General features: G+C 71.5%; 12 protein-coding genes. 6 read left to right on the plus strand and 6 right to left on the minus strand.

Going from position 1 to position 15,560, the window contains the following annotated elements; translation table 11 throughout:
• The first annotated feature begins 4 nt into the window (after window positions 1-4).
• Genes GKS42_RS02990 through GKS42_RS03000 form a run of 3 tightly spaced genes read left to right on the plus strand, consistent with a single transcriptional unit; the run spans window position 5 to window position 2,690 of the window.
• A complete protein-coding gene (locus tag GKS42_RS02990) occupies window positions 5-940 on the plus strand; it encodes a carbohydrate ABC transporter permease (RefSeq protein WP_154792501.1) in 936 nt (311 codons plus the stop codon).
• The gene (locus GKS42_RS02995; protein ID WP_210769297.1) at window positions 937-1,761 is read left to right on the plus strand and encodes a carbohydrate ABC transporter permease; all 825 of its coding nucleotides are present in this window, start codon (window positions 937-939) and stop codon (window positions 1,759-1,761) included. The genes GKS42_RS02990 and GKS42_RS02995 overlap by 4 nt, the downstream gene beginning before the upstream one ends.
• Complete coding sequence (locus GKS42_RS03000; protein WP_210769298.1) at window positions 1,761-2,690, plus strand: dihydrodipicolinate synthase family protein; 930 nt, start codon at window positions 1,761-1,763, stop codon at window positions 2,688-2,690. Before GKS42_RS02995 ends, GKS42_RS03000 begins: the two co-directional genes overlap by 1 nt.
• 6 nt (window positions 2,691-2,696) lie before the next feature.
• Here GKS42_RS03000 and GKS42_RS03005 read toward each other — a convergent pair whose 3' ends face one another.
• Window positions 2,697-5,021 (minus strand): arylsulfatase, encoded by a 2,325-nt coding sequence (locus tag GKS42_RS03005; RefSeq protein WP_168217730.1) that lies wholly within the window; start codon window positions 5,019-5,021, stop codon window positions 2,697-2,699.
• Window positions 5,022-5,354: 333 nt separating this feature from the next.
• Between GKS42_RS03005 and dgoD the strand changes: the two genes are divergently transcribed.
• The 3 genes from dgoD to GKS42_RS03020 all read left to right on the plus strand — a co-directional run bounded on the left by dgoD (window position 5,355) and on the right by GKS42_RS03020 (window position 10,737).
• Window positions 5,355-6,503 (plus strand): galactonate dehydratase, encoded by a 1,149-nt coding sequence (gene dgoD / locus GKS42_RS03010; RefSeq protein ID WP_154792503.1) that lies wholly within the window; start codon window positions 5,355-5,357, stop codon window positions 6,501-6,503.
• An 8-nt stretch (window positions 6,504-6,511) separates the two neighbouring features.
• On the plus strand, window positions 6,512-9,670 hold the full coding sequence (locus GKS42_RS03015; protein WP_154792504.1) for a GH92 family glycosyl hydrolase: 3,159 nt from the start codon (window positions 6,512-6,514) through the stop codon (window positions 9,668-9,670).
• An 80-nt stretch (window positions 9,671-9,750) separates the two neighbouring features.
• On the plus strand, window positions 9,751-10,737 hold the full coding sequence (locus tag GKS42_RS03020; protein ID WP_168217731.1) for a LacI family DNA-binding transcriptional regulator: 987 nt from the start codon (window positions 9,751-9,753) through the stop codon (window positions 10,735-10,737).
• 101 nt (window positions 10,738-10,838) lie between these two features.
• Here the strand turns inward: GKS42_RS03020 and GKS42_RS03025 are convergent, their stop codons facing one another.
• Genes GKS42_RS03025 through GKS42_RS03045 form a run of 5 tightly spaced genes read right to left on the minus strand, consistent with a single transcriptional unit; the run spans window position 10,839 to window position 15,426 of the window.
• The gene (locus tag GKS42_RS03025) at window positions 10,839-11,519 is read right to left on the minus strand and encodes a response regulator (RefSeq protein ID WP_154792506.1); all 681 of its coding nucleotides are present in this window, start codon (window positions 11,517-11,519) and stop codon (window positions 10,839-10,841) included.
• A complete protein-coding gene (locus tag GKS42_RS03030; protein ID WP_232847897.1) occupies window positions 11,516-12,922 on the minus strand; it encodes a sensor histidine kinase in 1,407 nt (468 codons plus the stop codon). Before GKS42_RS03030 ends, GKS42_RS03025 begins: the two co-directional genes overlap by 4 nt.
• Window positions 12,923-12,980: 58 nt before the next feature.
• On the minus strand, window positions 12,981-13,778 hold the full coding sequence (locus GKS42_RS03035) for a hypothetical protein (RefSeq protein ID WP_232847898.1): 798 nt from the start codon (window positions 13,776-13,778) through the stop codon (window positions 12,981-12,983).
• A 2-nt stretch (window positions 13,779-13,780) separates the two neighbouring features.
• Window positions 13,781-14,659 (minus strand): ABC-2 transporter permease, encoded by an 879-nt coding sequence (locus GKS42_RS03040; protein ID WP_154792508.1) that lies wholly within the window; start codon window positions 14,657-14,659, stop codon window positions 13,781-13,783.
• On the minus strand, window positions 14,656-15,426 hold the full coding sequence (locus GKS42_RS03045; RefSeq protein WP_154792509.1) for an ABC transporter ATP-binding protein: 771 nt from the start codon (window positions 15,424-15,426) through the stop codon (window positions 14,656-14,658). The genes GKS42_RS03040 and GKS42_RS03045 overlap by 4 nt, the downstream gene beginning before the upstream one ends.
• Window positions 15,427-15,560 lie beyond the last annotated feature (134 nt).

Here is a 15,560-nt window from a genome sequence, read left to right on the forward strand (position 1 = left end):
GGCGATGAGCACCACCGTTCGCGCGGCGAGCGCGCCCGCGAAGGCGACCACCCGCCGTCGACCCCGTAGGCACTGGAGCCGATACGCCTACATCGCGCCCGCCGTCGTCTTCGTGGCCGCGACCACGCTCTACCCGCTCTACTACAACATCTCGCTGAGCCTGTACGACGCCCCGATCCAGAAGTTCCTGGCCGGCACCATCGAGTTCGTCGGGCTCGCGAACTACGCCGAGGAACTGCGCAACCCGCAGCTCTGGACCGGGCTGCGGGTGTCGCTGATCTACACGATCGCCACGATCGCGCTGATGTACGTGATCGGGCTCGCGCTCGCGGTGTTCTTCAACCGGAAGTTCGTCGGCCGCAACGCCGTCCGGGCGGCGATCTTCCTGCCGTACATCCTGCCGTCGGTGGTGGCCGCGAACGTGTGGCGGTGGATCCTGGACGGGTCCTACGGGCTGGTCAACCACGCCCTGATGTCCGTCGGGATCATCGACGCCCCGGTGTTCTGGCTCGGCCAGGGAAACTCGGCGATGGTCGCCGTGGTGCTCGCGACGGCGTGGACGATGGCGCCGTTCGCGATGCTGCTCCTGCTCGCCGGGCTGCAGAACATCCCGAAGGGCCTGTACGAGGCGGCGAGCCTGGACGGTGCCGGCCCGGTCACCCGGTTCCGGCGGATCACGCTGCCGCTGCTGCGCCCGGTGTCCCTGGTGGTCGCGCTGCTCGGGTTCATCTACACGTTCCGCACCTTCGACACGATCTTCATCATGACCAAGGGCGGCCCGGGGGATGCCACCACGGTGCTGCCGATCCTCGCCTACAACGAGGCGTTCGTGAACTTCGAGCTCGGCAGCGGCGCGACCATCAACACCCTGATGCTCGTCATCCCGACCGTGCTCGCCCTGTTCTACTTCCGCGCGACCCGGAAGGAGGACGCGCTGTGAGGACCCGCACCCTCGGCCTGTCCCTGACCGGCCTCGTCGTCGCCGTGGTCTACCTGATCCCGGTCTACTGGATGGTGGCGACGTCGCTGAAGGAGACCGGCGACGTGTTCAACACCCCTCCGGACCTGGTGCCGAAACCACCCACGCTCGCCGCGTATCGCGATGCCGTGTTCGGTGACTCCGCGGTGCTGCAGGGCATCTGGTCCTCCACGATCATCACCATCCCGACGCTGCTGCTCACCCTCGCGCTCGCGGTCCCGGCCGCGTACGGGCTGGCCCGGTTCAGCCTGCGCGTCAACGGCGTCGTGATGCTGCTCATGCTCGCCGCGCAGATGCTGCCGACGATCAGCATCGCGCTGCCGATGTTCGCGATCTTCAGCGACTACGGCCTCGTGGACACCTACGCCGGCCTGATCATCGCGAACACCTCACTGGCGCTGCCGTTCGCCGTGGTGATGCTGCGCCCGTACATGCTCGCGATCCCGCAGGACCTGATGGACGCCGGCCTGCTCGACGGGTGCACCGGCTTCCGGGCGTTCCGCAAGATCGGCCTGCCGCTGGTCCAGCCCGGCCTGATCATGGTCGCCACCCTCACGTTCGTGATGACCTGGGGCGAGTTCGTGTTCGGCCTGACCCTGGCCACCAGCGACGCGATCCAACCGATCACCGTGGTCCTGAACCGGTTCGTGGCGCAGTTCGGCACCCAATGGACCAACCTGATGGCCGTCTCGACCGTCATCGCCATCCCGATCATCGTCATCTTCGTACTGCTGCAGAAGTACGTCGTGGCCGGGATCTCCGAGGGCGGGATCAAGGACTGATGGCGATGCCGATGAGCGCGAGCGAGTTGCGGGGCGTGTGGGGCACCGTGCTGCTGCCGCTGGACCCCGGTGACCGGATCGACCTCGGGCGCCTGCGGGCCGAGGTGGACGTCCTGACCCGCAGCGACCTGCACGGCGTCTACGCGCACGGCACGGCGGGGGAGTTCCACACGTTGACCGACGCGGAGTACGACCAGGTCAACGACCTCCTCGCAACGGCGAGTTCCGCCGTCGGCAAGCCGTTCCAGCTCGGAGCCAGCCACCCCCTGGCGCACGCGTCCCTGGAGAGGGTGCGGCGCGCCCGCGACCTCGAACCGGCCGCGATCCAGGTGATCCTGCCCGACTGGATCCCGCTGAGCGAGGCCGAGGTGCTGCGCTTCCTCGACCGGATGGCGCAGGTGGCGGCGCCCGTCCCGCTGGTGCTCTACAGCCCGCCGCACGCCAAGACCCAGGTGAGCCCGGAGCTGCTCGCCCGGATCGTGACCGAGATGCCCGCCGTCATCGGCATCAAGACCCTCGACCGCGACGACGACTGGTTCGCGCGGATGCGGGAGTTGGAAGACCGGTGCGCGCTCTTCGTGCCCGGGCACCGGCTCGCCTCCGCCCTCGCGCGCGGCGCCCACGGCAGCTACTCCAACGTCGCCGCGCTCTCGCCGCGCGGCGCGGCCGCCTGGTGGCGGCAGATGCAGACAGACCCCGACGGCGCAGCTGACGTCGAGCGTCGCATCGCCGAGTTCTTCGCGGCGCACGTCGCGCCGCTCGCCGCCCGCGGGCTGGGCGATCCGGCGCTCGACAAGTTCCTGGCCGCCGTCGGCGGGTGGGCGGACGTCGGCACCCGGGTCCGGTGGCCGTGGGTCGGAGCGGAGGAGTCGGTGGTGGCGCCGGCCCGGGTGGATGCGCGGGTGTTGCTGCCCGAGCTGGTCAGCTGAACGGCCTCAGTCGCGGGCCATCGCGGCGTGGAAGTCGCGCTCGAGGTCGAGGTAGACGTCGTCGCCGATGTTGATCTCGACGATGCGGATCGTCCCGCCGGTGAAGCCGTTCGGCGCGCCGTACTCCTTCGAGACCGGGTCGGAGCTGTCTCGGCCGACGGTGAGTCCCTCCCCGCAGAGAGCGAAGTGGCCCGGTTGTGTCTTCCACTCGCTCTTGGCCACGGCGAGGTCGTCGACGTAGAGCGTGGCTGTGCCGATCGCCTCCCCGTGTTCGCCGTGGCTCTCCTTCGTGAACTCCACGCCGAGCACGTGGGGCCCGGGGGTGAGGTTGTCCGGCGAGACCACCTGCTGCTCCGGGGGGATGCCCAGGAAGTTGTTGGCGTACCAGAGCTTGTGATCCTTGACGAAGAGCGCGTGGCCACCGAACCGAGCGCCGTTGGCGACGATCACGCCCTCGGCGTCGTCCTCGAGGTTGACCTCGGCGAGGATCTTGAACGACCGGCCGCGGATCTCGGCAGCGGCGAACTCCGGCACGGGCGAGGTGTCGGGGTAGTACCGGTAGACGCCGCCCTCGGGGATGGTCGCGACCGGCATGTCCCTGACCAGGTCAGCGATCGACCGGTTGTCGAGTGGGAGCACGTCGTACTTGCCGGCCTCGACGTACCAGAGGTTGACGAGCTCCTGGACCTTGTCGGGGTGCTCCTCGGCGAGGTCGTGGACCTCGGACCGGTCCTCATCGGAGTGGTAGAGCTCCCAGGTGTCGTTGAGAAGGTCGGCGGCCGTCCCGCCCTGCTGGGGTGCGCGCTGGGCGACCACGTGCCAGCCCTGGTGCCACAGGGCGCGGGTGCCCATCATCTCGTAGTACTGGATGACCTTCTCGGTCGGTCCGTCCGCGTCGAAGCTGTATTTCATCGAGACGCCCGGCAGCGGCGACTGGGCGTAGCCGAGCACCTGCTCCGGCATCTCCAGCCCGATGCACTCCAGGAGCGTCGGCACGATGTCGACGGCGTGGTGGTACTGGTTGCGGACCTCGCCCCTCGCGGCTATCCCCTTCGGCCAGGAGATCACCAGTGGGTCGGCGACACCGCCCTGGTAGGTGTAGCGCTTGAACATCTTGAACGGCGTCGAGAAGGCGGTCGCCCAGCCGGTCGGGTAGTGGTTGTAGGTCTCGGGTGAGCCCAACTGGTCCAGCATCGAGAGGTTCTGCTCGAGGTCCTCGGGGTAGGCGTTGAAGAACTTGTTCTCGTTGACGGTGCCGTCCGGGCTGCCCTCGCCCGAGGCGCCGTTGTCCGCGGCGTAGATGACGATCGTGTTGTCGAGCTGGCCGGTGTCCTCGAGGTAGTCGATGATCCGGCCAACCTGGGCGTCGGTGTACTCGGAGAAGCCGGCGTAGACCTCGGCGAACCGTGCGAAGAGCCGCTTCTCGTCGTCGTTGAGCGTCTCCCAGGGCCGCACGTGGTCCATGGGCTGCGCCGCCTCGCCCGGGAGCGGGTTGATGTCGGTGAGCGTGGTGCCCTGGGGCACGATGCCGCGCTCGACCATCCGTGGCAGCACCCACTCGCGGTAGGCCTCGTAGCCGTCGTCGAACTGGCCGGCGTACTTGGCGATGTACTCCTCCGGCGCGTGGTGCGGTGCATGGTTGGCCCCCGGGCAGAACCAGAGGTACCACGGCTTGTCGGGTGCGGACGTCTTGCTGTCGGCGATGAACGAGATCGCCTTGTCGGCGAGGTCCTTCGACAGGTGGTAGTCGTCCTCGGGCAGTGAGGGCTGGTCCACGTAGTGGTTGTCCTCCGCCAGCGTCGGGTACCAGTTGTTCGTCTCGCCGCCGATGAAGCCGTAGAACCTGTCGAACCCGCGAGCCAGCGGCCAGTTTCGTCTGGTGGCCCCCACTGCCCACTCGTCGATCGGCACGTTGTGGTTCTTGCCCACCCAGTAGGTGTTGTAGCCGTTCTCGCGAAGCACCTCGCCGATGGTCGCGTTCTCCATCGGGATATGGCCGGTGTGGCCAGGGAAACCCTGCGCTCCCTCGGCGATCTGGGCGAACCCGTTCTGGTGGTGGTTGCGTCCCGTCAACAGGCAGGACCGGGTCGGCGAACACAGCGCCGTGGTGTGCCACTGGGTGTAGGTGAGCCCGCTGTCAGCCAGCTTCTGCATCGTGGGCATGTTGATTCCCCCGCCGTACGGCGACCACGCGGCGAGGCCCGTGTCGTCGTAGAGCACGAGAAGCACGTTCGGCGCCCCCTCCGGCGCGGCCGATTCGCGGAACGGCGTCCAGTCGGCCACCGAGTCCCGCACATCGATGTTGACAACACCCTTGAACTGCTTGGCCACGGTGACCCTCCCCGGATCGAAGACTCGTCCGCCTACGGTCTCCCGCGCCGATGGAGCCGGGATCATCCGAAGCGGATGAAGTTGTCCGACCGAGCCAGAGGGCTTGGTGAGGGCCCGGCCCGCCGGAGTCGGCCTACGTGTCGGGGCGGGTGTCGAGCACCCTGCGTTGAGCAGGTCGAGGCGTCGGAGTCCTCCTTGACGACCCCGAGCGGCGCTGGTTGACTGACGGACCAACTCGATTTGCAGACGTCGGTGCCGACGCCCGTCGGGCAGACTTGGCCCGACCCCGAACCAGGAGATGAGAACCGTGATGCAGCGCAGCGAGGCGCGCCCGTGACCGACCCGAGGATCGTTTCGGTCGAGACCTTCGTCCTCTCCACCAGGCTCACCCTCGTGCGGATCGAGACCGACGACGGTCTCGTCGGGTGGGGCGAGCCGGTCCTCGAGGGGCGCGCGCACAGTGTCGCCCGGACCGTGCAGGAACTGACCCCGCAACTCATCGGCGAGCCCGCGCACGTGGAGCGGCTCTGGCAGCGGATGGTCAAGGAGGGCTTCTACCGCGGTGGACCCTCGCTCGGCTCCGCCGTCGCCGGGGTGGACCAGGCGCTCTGGGACCTGCTCGGCAAGCGCACCGGCCTACCGGTGCACGAGCTGCTCGGCGGCCCGGTGCGGGACACCCTCACCATCTACGCGCCCTGCCATGGCGACACACCCGAGCAGCTGCGCGAACGGGCCGCCGAACTGGTCGACGCCGGCTACCGGCTGGTCAAGACCGCCCCGGGAGGGCCGCGCGAACGGTTCGAGAACCCGGCCGGCATCGCCGCCGAGGTGGCTCGGATGGAGGCGCTGCGCGACGTCCTCGGGGACGACCGCAGCTTCGCGATCGACTTCCACGGGCGCCTGAGCGCGCCGTCGGCGAAGCGGCTGCTGGCCGCGCTGGAGCACACCGCGCCCACGTTCGTCGAGGAGCCGGTGGCGCCGCAGTACCAGCACGAACTGGGCCGGCTCACCGGCTCCACCACGATCCCGATCGCGACCGGTGAGCGACTCTACGACCGCTGGCAGGTGGCCCCGGTGGTGGGGCTGGGCATCTCGCTGCTGCAGCCGGACGTGTCCCACTGCTTCGGCATCTCCGAGGCGATGCGGATCGCCGCCGTGGCCTCCGTGCACGACGTCGCGATCGCACCGCACTGTGCGACCGGGCCGCTCGCGCTGGCCTCCTGCGTGCAGGTCGGGTTCGCCAGCCACGACGTGGTCTTCCAGGAGTGCCAGCTGAGCGTGCACGACGCGAGCGTGAACCCGTTCCTGTCGATCGTGGACGCCGATTCGTTCCGGTACGCCGACGGGGCGCTGCTGCGCCCGACCCGGCCCGGGCTCGGTGTGGAGGTCGACGAGGAGCGGGTGCGCGCCTGGGCGGCGAACCCCGACGACGTCCCGCTCGTGCGGTGGCAGCAGCGCGACGGCAACCATGCCGAGTGGTGACACACCCCGTGCTTGATCGCGCCGCCCCGTCCCACGTCGTCGCCGGTCGCCCCGGCGTCGGGCTGACCAGCCCGGTCCCGTGGCGGGCCCGGGTGCCGGCCGGGGACGGCCTGCACCGGCTCCCGCTGGAGCACCCATTGGTGGGGCAGGTGGTCCCCGCCGGCGCCGAGCTCACCTGGGCGGTGCTCCCGCAGGGACTGCCCGACGGCGTCGCTGACGCCGCCGATCTGCCTCACCTCGAGGACCTGTGGGCCGGGACGGCGGTCGCCGTCGACCTCGTCCTCTCCGACGGGCGGCGCATCTCGGAGCTGGGGACCGTGGACCAGTACGGCGCCGGCATCAGCCCTGACGCGCAGGCGGTGGCGCGGCGGACCTGGGTGGACCAGTGGAACCTGCGCCGGGTCGGCCTGGACGCGGCGGCCGGGCGGACCATCGCCGCCGTCGAGCTCGTGGTGCGGGCGAACCCCCGGCGCGAGCTCGTGATCCATCTGGACTCGGTCGACGTCCGGCCCGTTCCCGTGCTGCCGCGGGAGGCCCTCGACCGCGTCCGCACGACTCGCGGCACGAACAGCACCGGCGAGTTCTCCCGGGGCAACACCGCGCCCCTGGTGGGAGTTCCGCACGGGTGCCTCTACGCGCTCCCGATGACCGATGCCGGCTCGCGCCGCTGGGCCTACACCTGGCAGGCCGGCCGCCCCGGCGACCCTCGGCCACGGCTGCAGGCGCTCGCCACCTCGCACCTGCCGAGCCCGTGGATCGGGGACCGGGGCGTCTTCCAGGTGATGCCGACGACCGGTCGCTCCCACGAGCGGGCCGAGCGTGAGCTGGCGTTCGACCATGCCACCGAGACCGACCGGCCGCACGTGTGGGCGGCTCGCCTCGAGGGCGGAATCGGCGTCGAGGTCACCGCGGGACCCTCGGTGATGGCCGTCCGGTCCACGTTCGCGGCCGGCAGCGACGCCGCGATCGTCCTGGACCACCTCGGCACGATGCGGGACGTGGCGATCGCCGCCGAGGCCGAGGCGGTCGTGGTCACCGGACTGCTGGTGGACGACGCCGACCAGATGCGCGCACCGTCCCCGCCACACCACGTGCACGTGCGGGTGCCGGCCACCGCGAGTCACGACCTGACCGTCTCCGGCGGGCACCTGACCGGTCTGGTGCCGGTTGCCCCCGATGCGCCCGTGACGGTGCTGGTGGGGCTCTCCACCCTCGACGCCGAGACGGCGGCGGCGCACGTGGCCCGGGTCACGAGCTTCGACGCCCTCGCCGACGAGGCCGCGCAGGCCTGGCGAGAGGTCCTCGGCACCGTGGAGTTCGAGGGCGCCACGGACGACCAGCAGATCGCGCTCGCCTCCGGGCTGTACCGGCTGGGCCTGTTCCCGACCCGGCAGGACGAGCCGACCGGCGACGGTGGCACCTGTTGGCGCAGCGTGTACGGCGAGCGGATGACACCGTCCCTGCGGGCGGCCGAGCTCGGCGACCGGCCGGAGACGGGCTCCGGCTGGTACAGCGCCACCAACGGTTTCTGGGACACCTACCGCACGGCGTGGCCGTTGCTCGGGCTGCTCACGCCGACGACGGCGGGACTCGCCGCCCAGGGGTTCGTGGCACATCACCTGGACTCGGGTTGGATGCCGCGCTGGAGCGCACCCTCGCCGGCCGACTGCATGACCGGCACCACGAGCGACACGGTGCTCGCCGACATGATCGGCTACGGCGTACCGGGGATCGACCTGCGCCAGGCATGGGCGAGCGCACTGACCAATGCCAGCGTTCCGCCGTCCGACCCGCGGGTCGGACGCAAGGGCCTGCACCCGGGTCTGTTCCGGGGGTTCGTGAGCACCGCCGTCGAGGAGGGGATGTCCTGGACCCTGGACGCGGCGCTGAACGACTGGTCGGCCGCACGGATCGGGCGGGCGCTCGTGGCGAGCCTGGCTCCGGGGCGCGAGCGCGCTCAGGTCGAGGCCGAGTGCGAATGGCTCGAGCGGCGCTCGCTGCTCTACCGCGAGGTGTTCGACCCGGACCGGGGACTGTTCGTGGGCCGCGACGACGACGGTGGCTGGCGGGTTCCGGCGGCCGGGTTCGACCCGGACGAGTGGGGGCACGACTACACCGAGACGAACGCGTGGGGCACGGCCGTGACGGTGCCGCACGACGGCGCCGGCCTCGCCGCGCTGCACGGCGGCGAGGACCGGCTCGGCGCACTCCTGGACGCGATCCTGGCCCGGCCGGAGACCGGCTCGGTCCGCAAGGCCGGCACCTACGGCGGCGTCATCCACGAGATGACCGAGGCGCGGGACTGCCGGATGGGGATGCTCGCGCTGTCGAACCAGCCCGCCCACCACATCCCGTTCATGTACATGCACGCCGGCCGGCACGATGACGCGCACGCCGTCATCGCCGACGCGCTGGACCGGCTGTTCGTCGGCTCCGACCTGGGGCAGGGGTTCCCGGGCGACGAGGACAACGGGGAGATGTCGGCCTGGTGGATCCTCGCCACGATCGGCCTCTACCCCCTGGTCCCGGCGTCCGGGACCTGGGTGCTGACCCCGCCGCGGGTGACCCGGACCGTGCTGCGTCCGACCGGGGGAGCGGAGGTCGAGATCGTGGTGACCAACCCCGACGCGGGCGGCCGGTTCATCCGGTCCGTCACCATCGACGGCGAGGCATGGCACGAGATCTCCGTCCCGCACGCCGTGCTCGCCCGCGGCGCCCGGATCGAGTACGAGCTCGCCGAGGAACCATGCGGCTGGGCCGGGTCCTCGCGCCCGTTCTCCGCCTCCGCCGTGCACGGCTTCGCCGACCCACTGCGCGACGTGACCGACGGCGCACGCAGCACCCACCCCGGCCTGGTCGACGACCTCGCGGCCGGACCGGTCCCACTCGAGGCGAGCACCGCCGTCGAGATCCAGCTCACCGAACCGACCCTCCTGGGTGACCTCATGACCGTCACGCTGGCCGAGACCGGCGACCTCGGCTGGACCCTGAGTGCGCTCGGCCCGGACGGCTGGCACGACCTCGACGTCCGCGCCGAGGAACCCTTCACCCGCACCGCGCAGACCCGCGTGTTCCGCACGGCGGGTGCGGCCGGAGAAGTGACCAGGCTCCGGTTCGTGCCGGATCGGTCGACGTCGCTGCTCCAGCTCGAGGCGTTCGCCCGATGAGGTCGCTCCCCGACGCCGAGCGCCACCCCTCTGGAAAGGTCCACTGACCGGGCAGGAGCGGCGCGATGGCCACCAAGCGGGTGAGTAACCTCGACGTCGCTCGCGCGGCCGGGGTCAGCCCGACCACGGTCTCGCACGTCCTCACCGGCAACCGGCCGGTCTCGGAGCAGGCAGCCGCGCGCGTGCGCGCAGCCATCGACGAACTCGGCTACCGGCCGCATGAGCTGGCGAGAAGTCTGCGCACGCAGCGCTCCCTCACGCTCGGCCTGGTGGTGCCGGACATCACGAACCCGTTCAACATGCACATCGCCAGGGGGCTGCAGCAGGCGGTCCTGGACCAGGGCTACTTCGTCCTCGTCACCGACTCCGCCGCGGACGCCGGCTCCGAGCGAGCGCTGATCGACCGGCTCCTGACCCGGGTCGACGCGATCGCCTTCTCCGGCCACTACGACCCCGCCGACGCGCTCGGGGACGTCCTCGCCCGGGGCATGCCGGTGGTGTGGCTCGGCGGTTGGGAGCGGGCGCACGAGGGGTTCGACACCGCCACCACCGACGACTACGGCATCGGTGTGCACGCCACGGAGCATCTGATCGGGCGGGGCTATCGCCGGATCGCGTTCCTCGCGACCCGTGAGGAGTCGGGGCCCGGCCACCGCCGGGTGCAGGCCTACCGGGACGTGTGCGCCGCGAAGGGGCTGCCCATCGAGCCCAGCCTCGTGCTGCACGACGAGGTCACGAAGGAGGCCGGCGCCGAGGGCGTGCGGACCCTCATGGGCCTGGCCGAGCCGCCGGACGCGATCATCGCCACCAACGACATCGTCGCCCTCGGGGCGCTCTCGGAGCTGCTGCGCGAGGGCATCGACGTGCCGGGTCGGGTCGCCCTGATGGGGGTCGACGACATCGACGCCGCCTCACTCACCACGCCCACCCTGACCTCGATCCCACTCAACGGCCTGGCGCAGGGCCGGGCGATCGGACGCCTGCTGCTCGAGCGCATCGCGGGCACGGCTGCTCCGACCGACATCGTCTTTCCCGCGGCGGACGTCATCCAGCGCGAATCGACCTGAGCGGCCATGGCTTCGCCGAGCCGACTCGAATGGGCCCATCCTCCGCGTGCATGCCCGGCCGGAGGCAGCTCGGCCGACCGTCGTGGCAGGGAGCATCACCGTCACGTCCGGTCCCGGCCCACCAGGCCGAACTGGTAGGCCGCGATCACGGCCTGCACCCGGTCACGAACGCCGAGCTTGGCCAGGATCCGTCCGACGTGTGTCTTCACCGTGGTGGTCGACAGCTCGAACCGCTCGGCGATCTCGGCGTTGGACAGTCCTTCCGCCACGCAGCCCAGCACGTCGAGCTCGCGTGGGGTGAGTTCGCGTAGGCGTGGATCGAGTTCGCCGTCGGCAGGCGTCGCGTCGGCGTCGGCCGGCAGGTGCGCGGCGAACAGGTCGAGCATGCGACGCAGCACCCGCGGGGCGATGACCGAGCTCCCCGCCGCCACGGTGCGGATCCCCTCGACGAGTTCGTCCGGCCGGGCGTTCTTCAGCAGGAAGCCGCTGGCACCCGAGCGCAGCGCCGCGAACGCCAACTCGTCGACGTCGAACGTGGTCAGCACGAGCACCCGCGTCGACGGGTGCTCCGCGGTGAGCCGCCGGGTGGCCTCGATGCCGTCCATGCCGGGCATGCGGATGTCCATGAGTACGACGTCGGGTGCGAGGGCCGCGACCTGCTCAAGGGCAGCCAGGCCGTCCGATGCCTCGCCGACGACCTCGAGGTCGGGCTCGGTCTCGATCACGAGGCGAAAGCCCATCCGCAGCAGGGCCTGGTCGTCGACGAGCAGCACGGTCGTCATCGGGTGACCTCGTCGGCCTGGTTCCACGGCAGGACGACGTGCACACGCCATCCGCCGTCCGGCAGCGGGCCGACGTCGGCCCGACCCTCGAGGAGCGCGACGCGCTCGCGGATGCCGACGATGCCCCGGCCGGTCCCACCGCCGGTGCCCGGCCGGGTGCCGCCGGAGTCGAGCACCTCCACCTCGACCGCGGAGCCGCTGCGCCGGACCGAGACCCGGACCGACGAGGCGCCCGGGGCGTGCCGGAGCACGTTCGTCAGGCTCTCGGTGACGATGCGCACCACCGCCAGCCGCAACGACGTGTCCTCGGGCAGCGGGCTGTCGAGACCGGTCGCGCTCACGGGCAGCCCGGCCACGCGGAAGCGTTCGACGGCGGTGGCCAGGTCGGTCTCGACGGGGGCCGGCCGGTCGGCGCTGCCGTCGGCGCCGGTGCTGTCGGGGTCGAGTGCGCCGAGGACGCGCTGCATGTCCGACAGCGCCGCACGGCCGGTGCTCGAGAGCTCACGCAGGGCCTCACGCGAACTGTCCGGGGCACGGTCCAGGGCGGCGCCGGCACCGTCGGACAACGCGACCATCACCGAGACGCTGTGCGCGACCACGTCGTGCATCTCCCGTGCGATGCGGGCACGCTCGGAGGCGCGGGCGAGCGCGGCGCTGTTGTCCCGGTCCCGGGCCATCGCCTCGTACCGCTCGACCAGGCCCTGGGCGTGCGCGCGACGCGCCCGCGCCGACGAGCCGGTCGCCACCCCCAGCAGCAGGAGCGCGAGCAGGAGGAAGATGGACGCCGACCGACGGCCCGGCGAGTACGGCGGCTCGGTGAGCTGACGGATCGGGTCGCCTGCCGGCATCGCGATCGGATCGCTCCAGAGGAGGATCTCGGCCAGGCCGATGTCCTGCCACCACAGCAGCGCGAGGCCGACCGTGACGAATACGCCCGCGCACGTGAGCCAGGTGGTTCGGGCCGAGTGGGTCAGCGCGACGTTGTGGAGCGCGCACGCCAGGCACACGCCAAGGACTCCCAGGACACCGACCGTGACGAGCGAGACCACGGCCAGGATGGTCAGCGCCACCGTGACGGTCAGCGGCCGCGCTCGCCGGGCGATCAGGAGTGCGGCGCCGAGAAGGGCACCGGCGAACGTGCCCGCCGGGACCAGCCAGGCCGTGGGCGCATCCGGCAGGTACATGCCCAGGCCGGTCGCCCCCTGGATGGTCAGCGCCACCAGCAGCGCGGTGACGATCCCGAGCAGGAGCACGGACCCGACGAGGCAGACATCGGCGATCCGGGGGTGCGCGGCGAACAGGCGCCCGACCGGCCCGCGCCGCTGGACCTGCGTCTCGGTCAGCGGTGCTGAGCCCGCTGCCCGCGCACGCTCGGAGCCTGGGTCGACCCGCGACGTCCTCACAGGGTCACTCTCCCATCGTTTCGACGGCGCCTCCGGTGGCCGGCTCACTCGTCGACGCTCAGGCGAGGTCATGTCGGCGCAGCCGATGGCCCGCGGCGACGAACAGGCAGGCGGCCCAGAGGCCGAGGACGACCCCGCCGCCCCACGAGCCGAGCTGCGGCCCAAGGGTCGATACGTCCAGCGTGGTGAGCGTGGCGTCGTCCATGGTCAGGCGCGCCCCGGCACCCGGCAGCAGGGCCCGGACCGTGTCGGTCACGCGTCCCGGGTTCACCGCGAGCAGATGGTCGAGGACGACGAGCACCAGCACGCCCGTGACGAGCGCCGCGGTCGGCCGGCGCAGCAGCGCCCCGATGCCCAGCCCCACCAGGGCAACACCGACCAGGAAGCCCACGTAGCCCACCAGGACGCGAACGGTCTCACCGTCGGTGAGGTCGACCGCCAACCCACCGGCGGCGCGCTGACCGATCGTCACCAGGAACGAGGCGAGGAGGGCGCCGACCGCGGTCACGAACGCGACGACGGTCGTCATCAGCGCCTGCGCCAGGAGCACGGGTAGGCGCCGGGGCACGGCGGTGAAGGTGACCCGGAAGGTGCCGAAGCCGTACTCACCGGTTCCCACCAGCACGCCCAGGACCAGCGTCCCGAGCTGGGCGAGCAGGTAACCGGAGACGAGGAGCGACGCGCCGGACTGGCCGGAGTCCGGCCGGACGAACATGCCCAGCCCGAAGGCGAGCGAGGCCGCCGCCAGGATCGTGCCGACGATGGTCCACAGGCTCGAACGCACGCTGAGGAGCTTGGTCCACTCCGCGGCCACTACCCGGGAGAACGTGACACCGGGCTGCGTCGGCGCCGCCACCGTCAGGTCACATCCCGGGCGCGCAGCCTGACCGCGGCCCCGGCGAGCGGGACCAGGATCCAGGCGCCGAGGACGGCACCCCCGCCCCACGGACCCAGGTCCGGAGCGCCGTCGATACCGCTGATGTCCGGCGTGGTCAGGAGCGATCCCGCGCCGCTGGGTAGCAGCGTGACGATGGTGTTGACCACGGCTTCGGCAGGTGGGGGGCCCGACTCGGCCGGGGCCATCGGGTCGGTCGAGAGGTCGGAGGCGAGCATCAGCACGATCGGCAGCACCAGGGTCACGGTGACGGCGGTGACGACGGCGCGGGCCGAGCGGCGCAGGAGCGCCCCGACGGCCAGTCCGAACAGCGCCATTCCGACGAGGTAGAGCGTCATCCCGGCGAGGACCGGCACCGGCCCGTCACCCGTCAGGTCCACGGTGAGCCCTCGCGAACCGGCGGCTGGCACGATCCCGAGCACGGCGGCGCCGACGGCGAGGACGGCGACGACGAGTGCGAACGCTGCCGTGACCACGACCTGCGCGGCGAGGACGGGCAGCCGCCGGGGGACCGCCGTGAACGTCGAGCGGAAGGTGCCGGTGCTGAACTCTCCCGTCCCGATGAGGACCCCAAGGATCATGAGCCCGAGCGGGGCGAGCACCAGGCCGGAGGTGAGGGAGCCGAGCGGGTCGAATCCCGGGTCCACCGATGACGCGTTCGCCGACACGTAGGTGAGGGCCCAGGAGACGGCGACCGTGACGGCCGCGAGCAGGAAGGAGGACCTCAGACTGGTCAGTTTGGTCCACTCCGAGGCGACCACACGCGTGAAGGTCACACCGCGGCCGGCCGCGCCCCCGCGAGCCGCCACCGGCGTGGAGGACGATGCGGCGGGCGCGCTCATCGGGTGCTCCCGGTCGCCGGGCGTGCCGCGGAGTCGTCGGCGCTGCGGCCCCGGTACTGCACGGCGCCGGCGGTGAGCTGCAGGTAGGCGTCCTCGAGTGACCCACCGGGGGCGGAACCGTCGATGATCTCCTGGACCGAGGCGTCGGCGAGCAGTCGGCCCTTGCCGATGATCACGACCCGGTCGGCGCACAGGGCGAGCTCGTGCATGAGGTGGGAGGAGAGCAGGACGGTGCGACCCTCGTCCGCGAGCTCGCGCACGAGCCGGCGGACCCAGAGGACGCCGTCGGGGTCGAGCCCGTTCACCGGCTCATCGAGGATCAGCGTCCCCGGGTCACCGAGGAGCGCACCGGCGATCCCGAGCCGCTGCCCCATGCCGAGCGAGAACGTCCCGGCCCGCCGGCCCGCCACGGACTCCAATCCGGTCATGCCGATCACCTCCTCGACGCGCTTGCGGGAGATGCCATGGGTCCGGGCCTGCGCCAGCAGGTGGCGGAAGGCCGTCCGTCCCGGGTGCACGGTGCGGGCATCGAGCATGACCCCGACGGCGTGCAGCGGTGCGGCCAGGTCGGCGTAGCGCCGGCCGTCGACGGTCGTGGTGCCCGAGGTCGGGCGCTCGAGCCCCACGACGACCCGCATGGTCGTCGACTTCCCGGCACCGTTCGGGCCGAGGAAGCCGGTCACGGTCCCCGGACGCGCCGTGAAGGTCAGCCCGTCCACGGCCGTGGTGGTCCCGTAGCGCTTCGTCAGCGACGCCACCTCGATCATCTGCACTCCTGTCGTCGACGGATCGGACCCACTTGGCCCTTCCGTCAACGACGCTACGGACACCACTGAACCTGCCTCGACCTTCCCGCAGCCGATATCGGTGGTGGGAACGCGTCGTCCCTCAGGAGGACGAC

Origin of the sequence: Occultella kanbiaonis, assembly GCF_009708215.1 — a bacterium.
GTDB lineage: Bacteria > Actinomycetota > Actinomycetes > Actinomycetales > Beutenbergiaceae > Occultella > Occultella kanbiaonis.